16 protein-coding genes are annotated in these 18,019 nt (G+C 28.5%); all 16 read right to left on the reverse strand.

The window, feature by feature from the left end; all coding sequences use genetic code 11:
• Window positions 1–3: 3 nt before the first annotated feature.
• A complete protein-coding gene (locus DQN46_RS04375) occupies window positions 4–2,190 on the reverse strand; it encodes an ATP-dependent helicase (protein ID WP_111743152.1) in 2,187 nt (728 codons plus the stop codon).
• A 98-nt stretch (window positions 2,191–2,288) separates the two neighbouring features.
• Window positions 2,289–2,381 (reverse strand): DUF4044 domain-containing protein, encoded by a 93-nt coding sequence (locus tag DQN46_RS04380; protein ID WP_111743153.1) that lies wholly within the window; start codon window positions 2,379–2,381, stop codon window positions 2,289–2,291.
• Window positions 2,382–2,388: 7 nt separating this feature from the next.
• On the reverse strand, window positions 2,389–3,522 hold the full coding sequence (gene recA / locus DQN46_RS04385; protein WP_111743154.1) for a recombinase RecA: 1,134 nt from the start codon (window positions 3,520–3,522) through the stop codon (window positions 2,389–2,391).
• Window positions 3,523–3,534: 12 nt separating this feature from the next.
• Entirely contained in the window at window positions 3,535–4,449 is a 915-nt protein-coding gene (locus DQN46_RS04390; RefSeq protein WP_111743155.1) for a fumarylacetoacetate hydrolase family protein, read from the reverse strand.
• 148 nt (window positions 4,450–4,597) lie between these two features.
• Window positions 4,598–6,346 (reverse strand): excinuclease ABC subunit UvrC, encoded by a 1,749-nt coding sequence (gene uvrC, locus DQN46_RS04395; RefSeq protein ID WP_111743156.1) that lies wholly within the window; start codon window positions 6,344–6,346, stop codon window positions 4,598–4,600.
• Window positions 6,347–6,408: 62 nt separating this feature from the next.
• Complete coding sequence (gene pknB / locus DQN46_RS04400; protein ID WP_111743157.1) at window positions 6,409–8,280, reverse strand: Stk1 family PASTA domain-containing Ser/Thr kinase; 1,872 nt, start codon at window positions 8,278–8,280, stop codon at window positions 6,409–6,411.
• A complete protein-coding gene (locus tag DQN46_RS04405) occupies window positions 8,270–9,016 on the reverse strand; it encodes a protein phosphatase 2C domain-containing protein (RefSeq protein WP_004631962.1) in 747 nt (248 codons plus the stop codon). The genes pknB and DQN46_RS04405 overlap by 11 nt, the downstream gene beginning before the upstream one ends.
• A complete protein-coding gene (gene rlmN / locus DQN46_RS04410; protein WP_004631960.1) occupies window positions 8,994–10,127 on the reverse strand; it encodes a dual-specificity RNA methyltransferase RlmN in 1,134 nt (377 codons plus the stop codon). The genes DQN46_RS04405 and rlmN overlap by 23 nt, the downstream gene beginning before the upstream one ends.
• Entirely contained in the window at window positions 10,121–11,446 is a 1,326-nt protein-coding gene (gene rsmB / locus DQN46_RS04415; protein ID WP_111743158.1) for a 16S rRNA (cytosine(967)-C(5))-methyltransferase RsmB, read from the reverse strand. Before rsmB ends, rlmN begins: the two co-directional genes overlap by 7 nt.
• Window positions 11,439–12,401, reverse strand: a complete 963-nt coding sequence (gene fmt, locus DQN46_RS04420; protein ID WP_111743159.1) for a methionyl-tRNA formyltransferase — start codon at window positions 12,399–12,401, stop codon at window positions 11,439–11,441. The genes rsmB and fmt overlap by 8 nt, the downstream gene beginning before the upstream one ends.
• Window positions 12,402–12,491: 90 nt before the next feature.
• Window positions 12,492–12,986, reverse strand: coding sequence for a methylated-DNA--[protein]-cysteine S-methyltransferase (locus tag DQN46_RS04425; protein WP_111743160.1), 495 nt, complete (start codon window positions 12,984–12,986; stop codon window positions 12,492–12,494).
• 67 nt (window positions 12,987–13,053) lie between these two features.
• On the reverse strand, window positions 13,054–13,506 hold the full coding sequence (gene lspA, locus DQN46_RS04430) for a signal peptidase II (protein ID WP_004631952.1): 453 nt from the start codon (window positions 13,504–13,506) through the stop codon (window positions 13,054–13,056).
• A 23-nt stretch (window positions 13,507–13,529) separates the two neighbouring features.
• Complete coding sequence (gene nth / locus DQN46_RS04435; RefSeq protein WP_111743161.1) at window positions 13,530–14,168, reverse strand: endonuclease III; 639 nt, start codon at window positions 14,166–14,168, stop codon at window positions 13,530–13,532.
• Window positions 14,149–14,673 (reverse strand): hypothetical protein, encoded by a 525-nt coding sequence (locus DQN46_RS04440; protein WP_111743162.1) that lies wholly within the window; start codon window positions 14,671–14,673, stop codon window positions 14,149–14,151. Before DQN46_RS04440 ends, nth begins: the two co-directional genes overlap by 20 nt.
• Before the next feature lie 12 nt (window positions 14,674–14,685).
• A complete protein-coding gene (asnS, locus tag DQN46_RS04445; protein ID WP_004631948.1) occupies window positions 14,686–15,972 on the reverse strand; it encodes an asparagine--tRNA ligase in 1,287 nt (428 codons plus the stop codon).
• A gap of 167 nt (window positions 15,973–16,139) precedes the next feature.
• Window positions 16,140–18,008 (reverse strand): exonuclease domain-containing protein, encoded by a 1,869-nt coding sequence (locus DQN46_RS04450; protein WP_224207390.1) that lies wholly within the window; start codon window positions 18,006–18,008, stop codon window positions 16,140–16,142.
• Between the last annotated feature and the right edge of the window lie 11 nt (window positions 18,009–18,019).

The following is an 18,019-nucleotide window of genomic DNA, read 5'->3' on the forward strand; positions in this document are numbered from 1 at the left end:
AGATTATTCCTTTCTCGTAAGATTTGCATACTCTATAAGTAGTATTTTCGGTCCAACTTTTTCAAAGTCTACCTTAACACTATCTTTCTCAATACTTAAAACTTTACCTTCACCAAATTTTTTATGAACTACTATATCCCCAACTACATAATTCGTTCTAACATCAGTTTTAGGCTTATCTGCAATTTTTATTTTCGGACTAAGTCTACTTATAAATTTTGTGACACTTTCTAATTGAGACTCTCCGCTATCATTTGCAGTTGCACCGAATCCAGACTCAAAGTGCATAAGTTTATTCGGAACTTCGTCTAAAAAACGAGAGCGTTTATTATTTTTAATAGAACCAAATTGCATACGACGATTAGCGTATGACATAAATAATTTTTCTTTTGCTCGTGTAATTGCAACATACGCTAGACGACGCTCCTCTTCCATTTTATTGCGTTCATCTTCACTACTTTCTGCATCACGAATAGATGGGAACAAGTTTTCTTCTAATCCCATAATAAAGACAACTCTATATTCAAGACCTTTTGCTGCGTGTACTGTAGAAAGAACTACAGAATCATCTTCATTTTCATCATCAGCATCAGATGTTAATGACATTTCTGAAATAAAATCTATTAAATTGTCATTCATACTTGAAAATTGTTTTGCAGAAGATACTAATTCTGAGATATTTTCAATTCTGCTTTCTGCATACGCATCTGCTGATTCTTTTAACATGCTTTCATAACCAGAATCTTTATATATACCCACTATTAAATCTTCAATTGAATACTGTTCTGTTTGTGAATATTTCTCTATTAATTGTGTTAATAAATGTATATTTGTTATAATTTTTTTAGAAACACCAATCATATCAATATTTTTAAGTGCCTCAAACAGACTTAACCCATATTGTTCTGCATAATTATCTATCTTAGCCATTGAACTCGCTCCAATTCCACGTTTTGGAACATTTATAATTCTTCTTAAACTAAATTCATCATTTTTATTTACAATAACATTCATATAAGCTAATAAATCACGAATTTCCTGACGCTGTAAGAATTTTAAAGAACCTATTAATTTATAAGGAATCCCAAAAACCATACATGAATTTTCCATAGAACGCGATAAATAGTTAGCTCGATATAAAATGGCAATATCTTTATAATCGACACCCTGAGCTTTTAAATCTAAAATTTTCTTAGCAATATCATCAGTTTCATCTTTATCGTTTGTGGCAGCATATACTGTAATTTTGTCTCCACCTTTATTTTCGGACCACAATGCTTTATCTTTTCTATCAGTATTATTTTTAATAACAGCATTAGCAGCATCTAATATTGTAGAATTAGAGCGATAATTTTGGTCTAAAAAAATAACTTCTACATCTTCATAATCTTTTTCGAAATTAATAATATTGTCGCTACAAGCTCCACGCCAGCTATAAATACTCTGATCATCATCACCAACAATGCAGATATTCTTATGAACTTCTGATAACATTTTTATAAGTTTATATTGAATAACATTAGTATCTTGATATTCGTCAACATGAATGTATTCAAATTTATTTTGATAAATAGCCAGTACTTCTGGATGTTTTTCAAAAAGAACTATAGTTTTTAACATCAAATCATCAAAGTCAAGAACACTATTTTTTTTCAAATATTTTTGATAATATTCATATATTTCAACCACATTTTTCATAAATCCGAATCTTGCTTGTGCTTTCATTTCATTAACACTTATCATACTATTTTTTGAATTAGATATAATTTTTAAAATAGTATTTGGTTGATAAGAATCCTCTGATAAATTAAGTTCTTTGACAATATTTTTAATAATTGTTTTTTGTTCACTTGTATCTAATATTGTAAAGTTTTTATTATAACCTAACAAATCTATATGTTGACGTAAAATTCTTACACACATAGAGTGAAATGTATTTATCCAAATATATTTAGAAGTTTCTCCTACAAGACTATAAACTCTTTCTTTCATTTCTTTAGCAGCTTTATTTGTAAAAGTAATTGCAAGGATATTACTTTCTAAAACATTTTTTTCTGCTATCAAATATGCAATTCTATTAGTTAAGACGCGTGTTTTTCCACTACCAGCACCCGCTATTACCATAACTGCTCCTTGAGTTTTTAAAATAGCTTTTAGCTGATTTTCATTCATATTTTGTACTAATTCCACTATATTTCTCCTAGTTTTGATATACTTTTATTTTAACATATTTTCAAAACAAAAACTCAGATTAAATCTGAGTTTTTGCTTTTTTATGTTCTAAATCACTATAAGAAAATTGCAATCGCTGATATAAAACCACTTGCTAAAATTGCAAAAATCATAATCCACAATACAATTTTAAAAATTCTCTTATTCATCTTCTAACTATTCTACCTCACCTAAAGTTTCTATTCCTAAATCTAACTCATTTATATCATGATTAATATTTTCATCAGCAGTATCCGATTTATTAGACTTATTCATAATTTTTTCACGGACAAGATGATAGATTTCGTTATACAATTCTTCGTTCTCTTCAAATACTTTTTTTATGTTTTCACGACCTTGCCCTAATCTCTCTCCATTGTAAGAGAACCAAGAACCCGATTTATTAATAATGTCTAAATCTACAGCAAAATCAAGCGTTTCTCCGATTTTAGAAATACCTTCACCAAACATAATATCTACTTCAGCAATCTTGAATGGAGGCGCCACTTTATTTTTAACTATTTTAATCTTAGTTCTATTACCAAGTATCTCACTGTCAGCGCCTTTAATCGCTTCTCCCTTACGTACATCGATACGTACTGTAGAATAGAATTTCAATGCACGTCCTCCAGTTGTTACTTCAGGGCTTCCAAACATAACACCAACTTTTTCACGTAGCTGGTTGATAAATAATGCTATAGTATTAGCTTTATTTATTTGTCCTGTTAACTTGCGTAGTGCTTGAGACATAAGTCTTGCTTGAAGACCTATATGATTAGCTCCCATTACACCGTCTATTTCCGCTTTTGGTACTAATGCTGCTACAGAGTCTATTACGATAATATCAATTGCTCCTGATAAAATTAATTTTTCTGCAATATCTAATGCTTGTTCACCACTATCTGGTTGTGATAAGAAAAATTTACCAGGTGTAAAGTCAACTCCAAGAGCCTTTGCATATTCAATATCCAGAGCATTTTCAGCATCGATAAATGCTGCAATTCCTCCTGTTTTTTGCACTTCTGCTATAGCATGTAACGCTATAGTTGTTTTTCCTGATGATTCTGGACCATATACTTCTACTATACGCCCTTTTGGATATCCACCAATACCTAATGCAGAGTCAATAGCCAATGACCCTGAAGATACAGCTTCAACTTTAATTGGATTTTCAGATGAAATATCCATTATTGCACCTTTACCGTACTCTTTCTCAATTACTTTTATAGCTTCATTAATGGCTGCTTGACGTGCTTTTATATCATCTTTTTCTATATGTGTAACGAATTTATCTTTTGCTTTTTTAGCCATGATTTATCCTTTCTATTCTCCAATAACTGTTGTTAAAGTACCTATACCTTCAACAGTAATTTTTATTTCGTCTCCTTTTTTTAAGAATCTAGGTGGATTTTGCGCAGCACCAACACCCGCTGGTGTACCTGTTGCAATAATATCCCCTGCTTCTAAAGGAACAATTTTACTAATTTCTGCTAATACATCATCTACTCTAAATAACATTTCTGATGTCATTGCGTTTTGTTTAATTTCCCCATTAAGTTTTGTAACAATTCCCATTGATTCCGGAGAACTAACTTCATCTTTAGTAACTAAATATGGACCTACAACCGCAGATTTTTCTAACGATTTTCCTAGGAAAAATTGACCGTGTTTATATTGTAAATCAGTAGCTGTGATATCATTCATAATTGTATATCCAAAGATATAATCAAGGACAAGGGGTTTTAATATATTTTTCCCTGGTTTAGCAATAACAACAGCTAGTTCTGCTCCATAATCTAAACTATCAGTGATATCTTTATGAGAAGGAACCACCTCATTATTTCCTGCCAATGCTGTTGTAGCTTTTGTGAAGATGAGAACATCTTTTGGAGTTTTCGCAAGTTCATCCCCTAGTTCGTTAACGTGAGCTTCATAATTATGTCCTACACATAAAATATTTTTAGGTGTTCTTGTAATAGGTGAACGCCAAATTATTTTATCAAATGGTACTTTATAATCATTTGCTTTACCACTTTCTTCTACGACTTTTAATACTTTTCTTACTTTTTCAATAAAAGAAACACCATATACTTCTATAGCTTCTCTTAATGTCTTCGGAATTATGTTTTCATTATCAAAATCTTCTAATACTTTTATTAAATCCCAAGCACTTTCTTCACGTTTTACTTTTACTCCGTATAATTCCTTATCGTTATAACTGAAAGATAAAAATTTCATAGTTGCCTCCTCGATTCATTTTATTATCATTTATGTTATTATACCATATTTTTATATATAATACTATAGAATATTTCAAAAAAATAAAGTTATCCGTATATTTTTTTTAGAAAAAATTAAGATAACTTTATTATAAGTGGAATTGTTATTATAATTCCGTTTTTAATTTTTTTACAATATTTTTAGGAATACCTAACTCTATTAACTTCTCCTCTCGAGCATTCTTTATCTCCTCAATAGATGAGAATGATTTTAGGAGCACTTGTTTCCTTGCTTTTCCTATACCTGAAATATTATCTAAACTAGAAGTAAACATATTTTTAGTTTTTGTAGCACGATGATATGTTATTGCAAACCTATGCACCTCATCTTGAATTTGTTTGAAAAATAGATATTCTGCAGATTTTTTTGGGAATTCAATGATTTCATAATCATCTGTTATTATATATTCTGTAATATGTTTATCATTTTTAACCAATCCTATTATCTTCACATCGTATAATTTTAATTTATCATGGACAATTTCTATCGCAGCATTTAAATGACTCTTTCCTCCGTCTATAATAAGTAATTCTGTATTAGTTTTCCCATTTTTATAATTTCTATACAGAACTTCTTTCATAGTACCAACATCATTAATTCCTTGAGTTTCTTTAACTTTGAATTTTCTATATTTATAGGGATTTTTCTTACCATTTGTAAAATTAACTTTAACAGAGACCGCATCCACCCCCATTATATTTGAATTATCAAAAGCATCTATACTATTGATAGAATTCACCCCTAATTTTTCTGCTATGTTATTAAGTGTAACTTGAAGTTTTCTTTCTTTTAGTTCTTCAGTCTCAAGATTATTGTTTAAGAAGTATTTTGCATTTTCTTCAACTGTATCTAAAATTTTACGATGAGTCCCTCTTTTTGGTATAATTGTTTTAACACCAATAACTTCACTTAATAAATCAATATTTTCGATATTAATATAAATCTCTTTAGGGAGCTTATTAACTGTATAATATTGCATCAAATAAGAATATACAATTTGTTCTGGCTTATCATAAAGCGAAAAATATTCAACCTTTCTCTCTATTATATTACCAAGTCTAGAAATAAATATTTGTATACAAATATATTCTGAATTATAACAAAAACCTATGTAATCTCTATCAATTTTGCCACTATCTGATACAACTTGATTTTCTATTGATACTTCAATTGATTTTATAAAATTGTGAATCTGTGCAGCTGATTCAAATTCCAAATTATTTATATGATTTTTCATTTTTTCAGATAGATCATTTAATATTTCTTTAGTATCACCATTTAAAAAACTACGAATTTTAGCAATTTGTTTTTTATATTCTTCCTGCGATATTTCTTTTGCACATGGTCCTATGCACTCTCCTATTTGATAATACATACATGGGCGTTTTTCTACAGGATTGCATCGACGTAAAGGATAGATTTTATCAAGTATTTGCTTTACCCTAGATGCTGACTTACTATCAACATAAGGTCCAAAATAAATATTTTTATTATTTTTTTTATACTTCCTCGTTAAAACAAGTCGTGGATGTTCTTCTTTTGTAATCATTAAATACGGATAACTTTTATCATCTTTTAGTCTTATATTATAATAAGGTCTATATTTTTTAATTAGGTTATTTTCGAGAATCAAAGCTTCTTTTTCTGAATTTACAATAATGTACTCTAAATCCTCTATTTTAGAAACAAGTATTTGAGTTTTTTTATTATGAGAGCCTGTAAAATAACTTTTAACCCTATTTTTTAAATTTTTAGCTTTACCTACATAAATAATTTCTCCGATATTATCTTTATATAAATAACAACCTGGATTACTAGGTAAAGATTCTAATTTTTTCTTTAATGTCATATTCATATAATCACCATATAAAAGAGAGTGATGAGAAAATTGTGATTTTCAGTCATCACTCATTAATACTAATTATTATTTCTTCCTGATCTATTTCCACCTGTATTATTATTTGTATTACCAAAGTCATTTCCATTACTATCGTTAGGATTTGATGGTTTCAATCTATTTTTTCCTTTAGACACAACTATCTCTAATGATTCCTCACTAGGAATAATACTAGTTCCACTTCTAATGCTTTGAGAAATAACAGTTCCTTCTTCTTGATCAGAGTATTCCTCTTTATAAGATACATTTCTAAAACCATATGAAGAAACTAAGCTCTCAACCGTGCTTCTATCCTCGCCAATTAGATTAGGCATTGTTATTTTTTTCTTACCTGTAGAAACTTTAATAATTAATTCTCTATCTTTTGGAACTATTTCTGTACCTGCTGTAATATTTTGAGAAACAACTTTACCTGCATCATACTTATCGCTCTCAACTTTTTCTACTGTTATATTTTTAAAACCAAGTTTTGCTGCATTTCGTTTTGCTGTATCTTCATCCAACCCAATATAATTTGGCATATCAACTGTTTTCTTTCCAGAAGAAACACGTAAATCTACTTTAGATCCTTTTCTTATTTTTTTACCTGCTTTAGGATCTGTTTCTATTACCGTATTTTCCTTGACATCGTCACTTGCGACTTCAGTAATATCCCCCACTTCTAATCCTGCTTTTACAATCGACACTTTAGCTTCTTCAACTGTTTTATTTTTTACATCGGGCACAGACACACTATCTGCTCCTATAATATAATTATACGCAAAGAACGAACCAACAACTATCGCTATTATAGCTAAAATTGCTAAAATAATATGTTTCGCTCTAGAAGTCTTTTCTTTCTCTTTTTTATCTGGATAATTATTTTTATAGCTCCCCTTATTTTTATTATATCTATCCTGTGTATGTTTTTCATTATCATTATAGTCATCGTAAAACTCTTGGTTTTGATAACTAGTATTTGCATAACTAGATTCGATATCACGTACATCAACATACTGAGTTTGGTTATAATTTTGCGTGTTAGAATATTTAGTATCTGAAATCTTAAATCCAGTATATTTATTTTCATACAATCGTTCTGGATTTAAAACTGTACTTAAGTCAACTGCTAATTCTTTAGAACTAATGTAACGTTCATTTGGATTTTTCATAGTTGCTTTTAATACAATATTTTTTACACTTTGAGGCACATTCTCTCTATATCTGTCAATATCAGGTAATTCTTCTTGTAAATGTTTTAATGCAATAGCAACTGCAGACTCTCCTTTAAATGGAATCTGTCCAGTAATCATTTCAAAAATTAAAATACCTAAAGAATAAATATCACTCTGTGCTGTTGCAACATTCCCACGTGCCTGTTCTGGAGATAAATAATAAACAGTTCCTAACATTTGATTAGTTTGTGTCAGAGTAGTATCTCCATAGGCTCTTGCAATACCAAAATCTGTAATTTTACAAGTTAAATCATTATTCATTAAAATATTTTGAGGTTTTATATCTCTATGAATAATACCATTTTGATGAGCATGACTAAGTCCATCAGCAATCTGTTTTGCAATATGGACAATAGTTTCAACAGGCATTTTAGGATTTTTTGCCATATAGTCTTTTAGTGTCATCCCTTCAACATATTCTAATATAAGATAATAAAAATCCCCTTCATTTTCAACATCATAAATTGAAACAATATTAGGATGTGAAAGACTAGTAACAGCCTTAGCCTCCCTATTAAACCTTTTTACCGCATCTGTATCATTAGCATCTATTTTAAATGTCTTTATAGCTACTTTACGATCTAATATCGTATCATACCCTAACCATACCGTTGCCATCCCACCAGTTCCGAGATGATCTAGTATTTTGTATCTATTGCATATTATATTATTTATCACTATTGTCACCCCTTAAATTTTTTAATATCGCTACAGATATATTATCTACGCCACCGCGCTCAACACTAAGATTTATTAATTTTTCAACAGCTATAGATAATTCTTCTTGGCGAATTATTTCTTTAATCTCTTCCTCATCTAACATGTTAGTTAAACCATCTGAACAAATCAAAAAGTAATCATATTTTGATAAATCATCTATGAAAGTATGCAAATCTATTCTTTCCCTAGTAGCTAGTGCTTGTGTAAGTACATGCTTTTCTGGATGAGTTTTGGCTTCCTCTTCTGTAATTACACCTGCATGAATCAAGGCACCTACAAATGAATCTTCGATAGTAACAACACTCATTTCATTGTCACTAGTAATTCCATATGCTCTACTATCTCCGATATTATAGACCACTACTTGATCATCAAAAGTTGCTACTGCAACAATTGTTGTACCCATTTTTTTATTTTTAGATTTAGATTTTTCAAATAATTCTTTATTCAATTTTTCAATTTTGTCATACAACCAATTTTTCATATTATTAAAATTAGCAAATGTTAAGTTTTGCCAATCTTTTTCCAAAGTAGAAACTATATAATTACTTGAATATGCTGCATTGCTGTGACTTCCAACACCATCACAAATTATAGCAAGTGCCTCGCCTTGTTTATTTTTAACAACACTTACTGCATCTTCATTTTTTAATTTTCTACCTTTATTACTATTATACGAATATACTAGTGGCATCTGGAATTCCTCCTTTTACCTCGTCTTTACGTTCTTTCGCTCTAAGCTGTCCACAAGCTGCATCTATATCATCTCCTTGTGTTCTTCTTATAGTTACATTTACTCTATTTTTTTTCAATACTTTTTCAAATGCGAAAATATCATTTTTACTCGTTCTTACATAATTACGTTCTGGAACATAGTTTATAGGAATTAGGTTTACATGGCAATTTAAATCTTTAATAATTTCAGATAGTTTTTCCGCATGTTCTCGTTGATCGTTTACTTTACCCATAAGGCCATATTCAAATGTAATACGGCGATTTGTAGTTTTTTGATAGTATTTTAATGCTTCCATAAGTTTGTCAATATTATAAGCACGGTTAACTGGCATTATTTTACTACGTAATTCATTTGTTGGTGCATGCAGTGAAACTGCAAAATTAATCTGAATTTTTTCATTTGCAAAATCATAAATTTTAGGAACTATTCCTGATGTAGAAACTGTGATATGGCGAGCACCAATATTAAAACTCTCATCACTATTTACAATTTTTATAAAGTCCATCATTTCATCATAATTCTCAAAAGGTTCCCCAATTCCCATAATTACTATACTAGAAATTCTTTCTCCTCTTTTATCCAGTTCTTGTTGAACTTTCAGAACTTGTGATACTATCTCACCCGCTTCTAAATTACGCTTTAGTCCTCCTAACGTTGAAGCGCAAAATGTACATCCAATTCTACAACCTACTTGCGTTGTAACACATAAAGAATTTCCATATTTATTCTTCATAAGAACACTTTCAATAGTATACTTATCTTGCAATTCAAATAAAAACTTCATCGTACCATCTATTGATTCTTGCTTTATAATCGTATTAAGGGTTGTTATCTCAAACTCTTCTGCTAGTTTTTCTTGTAAAGATTTTGGAACATTCTTCATTTCTGTAAAACTAGTAATACGTTTTTTATATAACCAATCATAAATTTGTTTTGCTCTGAATTTTTTCTCACCTATGCTAACTAAATACTCTTCTAGTTGATCTAGGCGTATAGAGTATATAGACATCTTTTCGAAATCTTTTAACCATCTAGACTTTTTATAGCCTTTAAAATCTGTAATTAACATTTTTCCTCCATTTTTCTTAATTTAGCGATGAAAAATCCATCGCATTCATAATCATCTGGTAATATTTCTATCGTACCATTATCTTGAACTTTCACTTTACTATTATTTAAAGTTATTTTCTCTAGTCTAAAATCTTTATTTTCATTTAAGAACCGTTCTATATTTTCTATATTTTCTCTCTTATCGATTGTGCATGTAGAGTAGACAAGAACCCCACCTACTTTTACGTAGCCTTTACTATTTTCTATAATCTTATATTGTAAAGCTGCTATGCTTTCTATGTATTTATCAGTAATTTTATACTTAATTTCAGGTTTATTTTTGATAACACCTATACCAGAACACGGAACATCACAAATAACAATATCAAAATTATTTAAAAAATCGATATTACATTTTGTTGCATCCTGCTCATACGTTTTAATATTATCTATTTCTAGTTTCTTTATATTTTCTTGGATTAGTTTCAATTTATGTATATATTTATCACATGAAATTAAACTTGAATTAAAATACTTACTTGCAATATGTAGACTTTTTCCACCTGGAGCAGCGCATGTATCTAATATGTTATATTTAGTACTAACATTCTCTCCTATAGCACAAGCAACAAGTGAACTAGCCTCATCTTGAACAATATAATATCCTTCTTTAAAATATTTATTATTTATGTCTAATTTATTTAATAATAAGCTATCCTCACATATATCACTAGATAAAGCATTAGAACCTAATTTTTCTACTAAACTCTCTTTTGATATTTTTAAAGGATTATAACGAATACTATTCTTACTCTTAGAATTAAACGATTTTACAATACTCTGTGCTTTTTCTTTCCCATATTGTCGCTTCAAAATACTGTATAACTCTTCCGGACAACTATTCTCTATATAAAACTTTTCTTCCTTATTTTTATACTTTAATGCTAAATCATTTAAATTACGCTCAATGTTACGCAAAATACCATTAACAAAATTCCCTGTTATATTCCCTAATATTTTTTTTGATAGTTTTACCGCTTCATCTATTATTGCAAAACTAGGAGTTTTATCCATATATAAAAGTTGATAAATAGCCATTATTATGATTATTTTAGCCTTAGACTTAACCCTACCTTTTGAATAATTTTTTAATATATGTTCCAAGTACATTTTATTTTTGATAGTACCGTATACTACCTCGCTAATAAAACGTTTATCCTGTTCTTCAAGTTTATATTTATTAAAATACTTATTTAACGTAATATTGCTATAGGCATCTTCTTGAAATATATCATAAAGAATTTCATATGAAATCTTTCTTGTATTTATATTACTCATTAATTCCACCTAAAATTGTTCCAACATAATCTTTTTTATTTGATAAAAAATTAACAACTGGCATACGTTTTTTCCCTGATATTTGTAATTCTTTAACTTTAAGTACTGTATTTTCTCCGCAAAGAAGGTAAATATGTTTTTTATCTTGTTTAATTATAGTTCCTACTTTTTTCGATGAAAAGTTTTCTTCTAAGTCAACTACTTCACTATTCCAAATTTTAAGTACATTTTCATCCAAATATGTAAATGCTCCTGGTGTAGGATCTAATGCTCGAATTTGATTAAATATTTGTCTTGCTGATTTATTCCAATCTATCTTCTCATCTTCTCTGAGAATATTACGAGCAAATGTTGCTAATGAATCATCTTGTTTTTCTGGAGCAATATTTCCTGTAAATATATTCGGTAAAGTTTCTTTTAATAAATCCCTTCCTGCAATTGAAAGTTTATCATGTAGACTTTCATAATTATCGCTATCTAATATATCTACTTCTACTTTAGATATCATATCTCCAGCATCTAATTTTTTTACCATATACATAATAGTAATTCCTGTTTTTCCATGGTCTTCTAAAATTGAATACTGAATTGGCGCCCCCCCTCTTAATTTTGGAAGCAATGAACCATGAACATTTATACATTTATATTTAGGTATTTCTAATATAGTCTCTGGTACTAATTGCCCATATGCTGCAGTGATAATAATATCTGGATTTAATTCTTTTAATTCTGATAAAACATTTTCATCATTCGAAATTTTTTCGGGCTGTAATACTTTTATACCTTTTTCTTCAGCAATAACCTTAACTGGTGGTGCAGTTAAAACTTTTTTTCTTCCTACTTTTTTATCAGGTTGAGTTATTACTAAATCTACTCCGTATTTTTCTATTAACATTTCTAATACAGGAACAGCGAACTTGGGAGTTCCCATAAATACTATTTTTTTCTTATCCATTTGTTTCTCCTATAAACAGTATAATCAATTAATTATACCATATTTTAAGCTATTCTTCTAATAATGAAGTATTAAAAGCATTTATGCATACTAATTATTTCCTTCTAAATCTAACAATATTTTTTTATTTTCAATTCCTGCTGCAAATCCTACTAAAGACTTATTTTTCGCTACAACTCTATGACATGGTATAAATATTAATAGTGGATTGTGAGCAACTGCATTTCCCACTGCTTGAGCTGACATATTATCCAAATCTTTTATTTTAACTATCTCATCTGCAATATCTTTATATGTTGTAGTTTTTCCATACGGTATTTTTCTTAATATCTCCCATACTAATATCCTAAAATCAGTTCCTTCAAATTTTATATCAACATTATCAATATCTGGATTTTCCTTATTAAAATATTTTTTCAACCAGTCTTCGCTATTTTTGAATATCATTAAATCCTTATTTTCTTTCCAGTAATTTAATTTATTCGGAAAATATTTCTGATTTTCTAAATAACAGCCTGTTAAATATACTCCATCAGAAACTAAATAAAGTTTTCCAATTGGACTATGATAAATTTTATAATACATATATCTTCCTTTCAATCAAAAAATGATGTTTTATGAAACTTATTTCAATAAACATCACTTCTTATAATTAATTTTCTTCTTTATATATTTTTATTAATAAAAATACTACCCCAATACAAATATAACAATCTGCTAGATTAAATATTGGAAAATCATAACTAAAAATTCTAAAATCTAAAAAATCTACCACTTCATGACGGATTAGTCTATCAATAAAATTACCGATTGCACCACCCATAATAAGTGAAAAAGTTAAAATATCAAATTTAGTTAATATGTTTTTTCGATTGTACACATAGTAAAGAAGTATTGCTAAAAATAGTACTGTTACCGCTAAAAAAAATAATCTGCTATCTTGTAAAATTCCCCAAGCAGCGCCTCTATTTCTATGAGAAGTAATACTAAAAAAATTAGATATAATCTCTGAACTTTGGCCTAAAGTCATTTTTTCTACAATATAGTACTTACTTCCTTGATCAAATAAAATAAAAGCAAGCGCGAATATAAAAATATATAGCATAATTTCACTTCTCCTTATTATAATTAAATTAATAATTTCTCTAATTCAGGGTCAATAATTTTTTCACCTCTTGCAGGTAATTTATATCGACCCAAGTGAATTAATTGATGATGTATACGTCCCCAACTTTCCATAGGAAATATTGACATGAGCTTTTTCTCAACTTGAAGAGGATTGTCTTTTTTGTCTGCTAATCCAAACATCTTCGCTACACGCTCTACATGTGTATCAACAGCTATAGCTGGTACATTAAATCCAACAGCAAGTACAACATTTGCCGTTTTTCTCCCAACTCCAGGAAGGGTTTCTAATTCTTCTCTAGTTTTTGGAATATCATAGTTATATACATCTCTTAACATATTAGCCATACCCACAATATTTTTTGATTTAGCTTTATATAGCCCGAGTGTTCGTATGTGTTTTTCTATATCTTCTACTCTAGCATCCGCATAATCATCTATTGTTTTATAGTGCTTAAATAAACTAACTGTAGCTCTATTTACATATTCGTCTTTACATTGCGCAGATAAAAGAACTGCTATAATTAGTTCTAAATTATTAGAAAAATCTAGTTCGCAATCTACATTTGGAAAAACTTTATCGAGATATTCAATAATTTGTTGTGCTTTTATCTTTTTTTCTTTATTTGTTAAACCAGTCATAACCTAACTTACTACCTCCTTGATCTTCATCATCAATTTGAGATACCTTATTATTTAAAATTCCATTAACATAGCTTATATTCCTAGAAATACTTAGAGCCTCATCTATATCTTTTTTTGTATATTTCTTATCAAACCATGATGTAACTATATCTAATTCCTTTGATGTTAACACTTTTATTGTTACTCTTTCCACTAATTTTAAAAGTTCTCTTAACGTATAGTACTTATCATCTTTAGTAAAAATAAGAAACTCTATTTTATTATCATTAGCTAATCTGATAACTTTTTTATTTAATAAATTATTTATTTGTTCAAAAATATCTTGTTCAGATAAATTTAACGCGACCGCAAAGGAATTAACAGAAAATAGTTTTTTTCCCTGTTCTGTTAAATAATTTATCTGAAGAAGGAACATAGCCTCTTCTTCAGATAAGTTAAAATTCTTATAATTCATTAAAAAATCAGCATCAACTAACAAACCGTTTGTATTGATATTGATCATAGCTAGATACTCCTATGGTGTCAGCCTGTTTAATAAACGAGGGAATGGTACTGTTTCGCGAACGTGACCATTTCCAGTAATCCAAGCTACCGTTCTTTCAAGACCTAAACCAAATCCTGCATGTTCTACAGAACCATATTTACGTAAATCTAAATACCATCCATATGCATCAAGATTAAGGTCATGTTTTTTAATATTTTCTAATAGTTTATCATAATCATCTATACGTTGAGAACCACCAATAATTTCACCATATCCTTCCGGTGCAATAAGGTCTGCACATAATACTACACCTGGTTCTTCTGGATCTTCTATCATATAAAATGGTTTTATATCTAGTGGCCAGTGAGTAATAAATACTGGTTTATTATAGCTATTAGCAATAAATGTTTCATGAGGTGAACCGAAATCATCTCCATACTCTATATCATCAAAACCATTATCTTTTAATAATTTTATAGCATCTTTATATCTTATACGTGGGAATTCTCCACGAGCATTGTTAAGAGCCTCTAAATCACGTCCTAAAATTTTAAGTTGTTCTTGACATTTTTCAAGTACTTCTGTTAATAAGTAATTTACATATGCTTCTTGTAGAGCTAAACTTTCTGCATGATTACAGAATGCCATTTCTGCTTCAATCATCCAAAATTCAATTAAATGGCGACGTGTTTTAGATTTTTCAGCTCTAAATGTAGGCCCAAATGAAAAGACTTTTCCAAACGCCATTGCAGTCGCTTCAAGATACAGTTGACCTGATTGAGAAAGATAGGCTTCCTCATCAAAATATTTAGTATTAAAAAGTTCTGTTGTTCCTTCTGGCGCTGAAGAAGTAAGGATAGGTGGATCTGTTTTAATAAAACCTTCCTTCTCAAAGAAATCATATGTTGCTTTTATAATTTGATTTCTTATTGTCAAAATAGCGTGTTGTTTTTTAGAACGAATCCAAATATGACGATTATCCGCTAAAAACTCTACTCCATGCTCTTTTGGAGTTATTGGATAATCAATAGCTTCTGAAATGACCTCAAAACTTTCGATTTCCAACTCAATTCCTGATAATTCACGATCATTTTCTTTAACTAATCCAGTCACTTTTAAAGATGTCTCTTGTGGTAAATGACGTAATTGTTGATACTTTTCTTCTCCAAGACTCTCTTTTAAGGCAATAGCTTGAACAAATCCTGCTCCATAACGTAATTGGAAAAAGGCAATTTTTCCACTACTTCTTTTGTTAGCAATCCAAGCTCCAAGAGTCACTTTTTCTCCTAATTTCTCTTTTAAGTTACTGATATTCAACTTAGAATACCTCCTCCATTATTAATATTTTTTAAATTACAATTTCTTCTAAATTATTTTGATTAAAAGAAATTTTTACAAATTTTAATATTATTAGTTATATACAAACTACACAAATTATACCACAAAAATAAAGAATTTTAAATGGTCCTGTTTTAAGTTTTTGATTAATATTCTAAATCTTTAAGAACAACAATAGTATCAAAAAGATTCTTCAGATAATACTTATAATTTAAAATATCTCTAGTGGCATAACACCTACATATTACTTTATTATTTTTAATAACATCCATGTATAATTGAGCAAAACTATCTTTTAATGAAAAATTAATATATTTAACATACGTTTTTCTCTCTCTCTTACTAAAGTAGAGATTTTTATACTTAGTACTCTCAAAAACATAAAGTACCGATCCCGAAAATTTTGAAGACATTAATTCTTTTTCGTCTTTAATATAAATCAAAGATACTTTGTTTGGCATATCTAAATATTGACAGTCGTGTCTATTAATAGTATTTATAAGAGTTTTAACTTTTTTGTCATCTATTACCAATAATACTAGTGTAGATTCTTGGTAGAGAATATCAAATGTATAACTATTTTTATTATTTAATAAAGCATTCGTTAATTGTTTACAAAAATCACGTGTAATTGGAAGATATCTTTTAATATTTTTTAAACTATCTTGAAGAACTGCTATGTCTTGTAAAATATACTCTAAGCTTTCATTATATAAAACTAAACTTTCTGAAATATACATTTCGTGTAAAAATTTAATAAGACTATCTAAATTTTCTTTAATTACTTTCAACTTTTTATCACTTGGATTTTGAGAAATAGCAATATTTAACTCAGTTATTACTGATTTATACCGATACTCTTTTATATTGTTTGAATCTAATTCATTTCCCAGTATTTTTTTATTTTCAAAAATTAGTGTATAATTAGAAAATTCATCATTGTTAAGTATATATTCTAAATTATTATAATTAACAATAACATTAGACGATCCTTTTGCTAACTGTTTTTTTTCATCAAAATAATAAGAATTAGAAGATAATTCCAAAGCTTCTCTACACTCTTCTAAATATAGTCTTTCCAGGTAAAGCAAATTTAACTCTGATAAATCTCCGTTAGTAGTTTCTAATATCCATATATATAATTTTACAAGTAATTTGTATAGATTTAAATCCTTCTTTTTAGATAATAAAGAAAAAATGTCCAAAGATATATAATCACTTTTTTTCTTAAGAACTGTATAGTCATCAATGTTAAACTTACTTATATAATCATCTACGTCAATTGATGAAAACAATATTCTACCGTTATTTTTTTTCTCTTTAATTACTAATTTAAGTTTGTTAAATTTAACACCGTCATAAACTATATAATCCCGTTTATCACAAATAATATCTGATGTTAAATTATTATTTTTGTAATATTCTAAAAACAAAGCTATATTACTATCTACTTTTTTTAATAATTTACAAATTTTATTATAGTTTTCTTTCTGAATCAATGGTATTTTTAAAGCTATTGTTTCTAATAGTTTAGCGGTAGCTTTTACATCAATAACTGCATTGTGATAATTATCGCTAGAATAAATGTTAAGAGAAGCGGCTAAATCTGATAATCTATAGCTTGATTGTGTTGGTAAAAATAATCTAGCTAATTCTACAGTATCCAAAGACATTGAAGGAGAATATTCAATACCTATATCTTGAAAATGTTTTTTTAGTATTAAATAATCTGATTGTAGTCCATGACATACTAAAATACCATCTTTTATATATTCATATAATACTTTTGAAACTTTTCTAAAACTAGGTTTATCCCTTAATATTTCATTTGTTATTCCTGTTAAATCAGTTACAAAACTAGTTATGTCACTTTGAATAGGTTTTATGTAATAATTTATACTATTAATAACTCTAAAATTAAAATCTATCTTTTTTGCAGCAAACTGAATAATCTCCTTTTCTTCAGTCAGCTCTATATCTACAATACAAAAGTATTTTCCTTTCAATTCTCTCACCACACTCTCTT

The organism is Gemella morbillorum (genome assembly GCF_900476045.1).
GTDB lineage: Bacteria > Bacillota > Bacilli > Staphylococcales > Gemellaceae > Gemella > Gemella morbillorum.

Coding starts and splice junctions, on each gene's coding strand:
- rlmN (WP_004631960.1), bottom strand. CDS start 10,127: ATGTTAATTACAGATTTTAAAGGCTATAAAAAGTCTAGATGGTTAAAA.
- DQN46_RS04425 (WP_111743160.1), bottom strand. CDS start 12,986: ATGTATTATAAAATTTATCATAGTCCAATTGGAAAACTTTATTTAGTT.
- DQN46_RS04405 (WP_004631962.1), bottom strand. CDS start 9,016: ATGCCACTAGTATATTCGTATAATAGTAATAAAGGTAGAAAATTAAAA.
- DQN46_RS04390 (WP_111743155.1), bottom strand. CDS start 4,449: ATGAAATTTTTATCTTTCAGTTATAACGATAAGGAATTATACGGAGTA.
- recA (WP_111743154.1), bottom strand. CDS start 3,522: ATGGCTAAAAAAGCAAAAGATAAATTCGTTACACATATAGAAAAAGAT.
- uvrC (WP_111743156.1), bottom strand. CDS start 6,346: ATGAATATGACATTAAAGAAAAAATTAGAATCTTTACCTAGTAATCCA.
- rsmB (WP_111743158.1), bottom strand. CDS start 11,446: ATGAGTAATATAAATACAAGAAAGATTTCATATGAAATTCTTTATGAT.
- DQN46_RS04440 (WP_111743162.1), bottom strand. CDS start 14,673: ATGATCAATATCAATACAAACGGTTTGTTAGTTGATGCTGATTTTTTA.
- lspA (WP_004631952.1), bottom strand. CDS start 13,506: ATGCTATATATTTTTATATTCGCGCTTGCTTTTATTTTATTTGATCAA.
- DQN46_RS04380 (WP_111743153.1), bottom strand. CDS start 2,381: ATGAATAAGAGAATTTTTAAAATTGTATTGTGGATTATGATTTTTGCA.
- fmt (WP_111743159.1), bottom strand. CDS start 12,401: ATGGATAAGAAAAAAATAGTATTTATGGGAACTCCCAAGTTCGCTGTT.
- nth (WP_111743161.1), bottom strand. CDS start 14,168: ATGACTGGTTTAACAAATAAAGAAAAAAAGATAAAAGCACAACAAATT.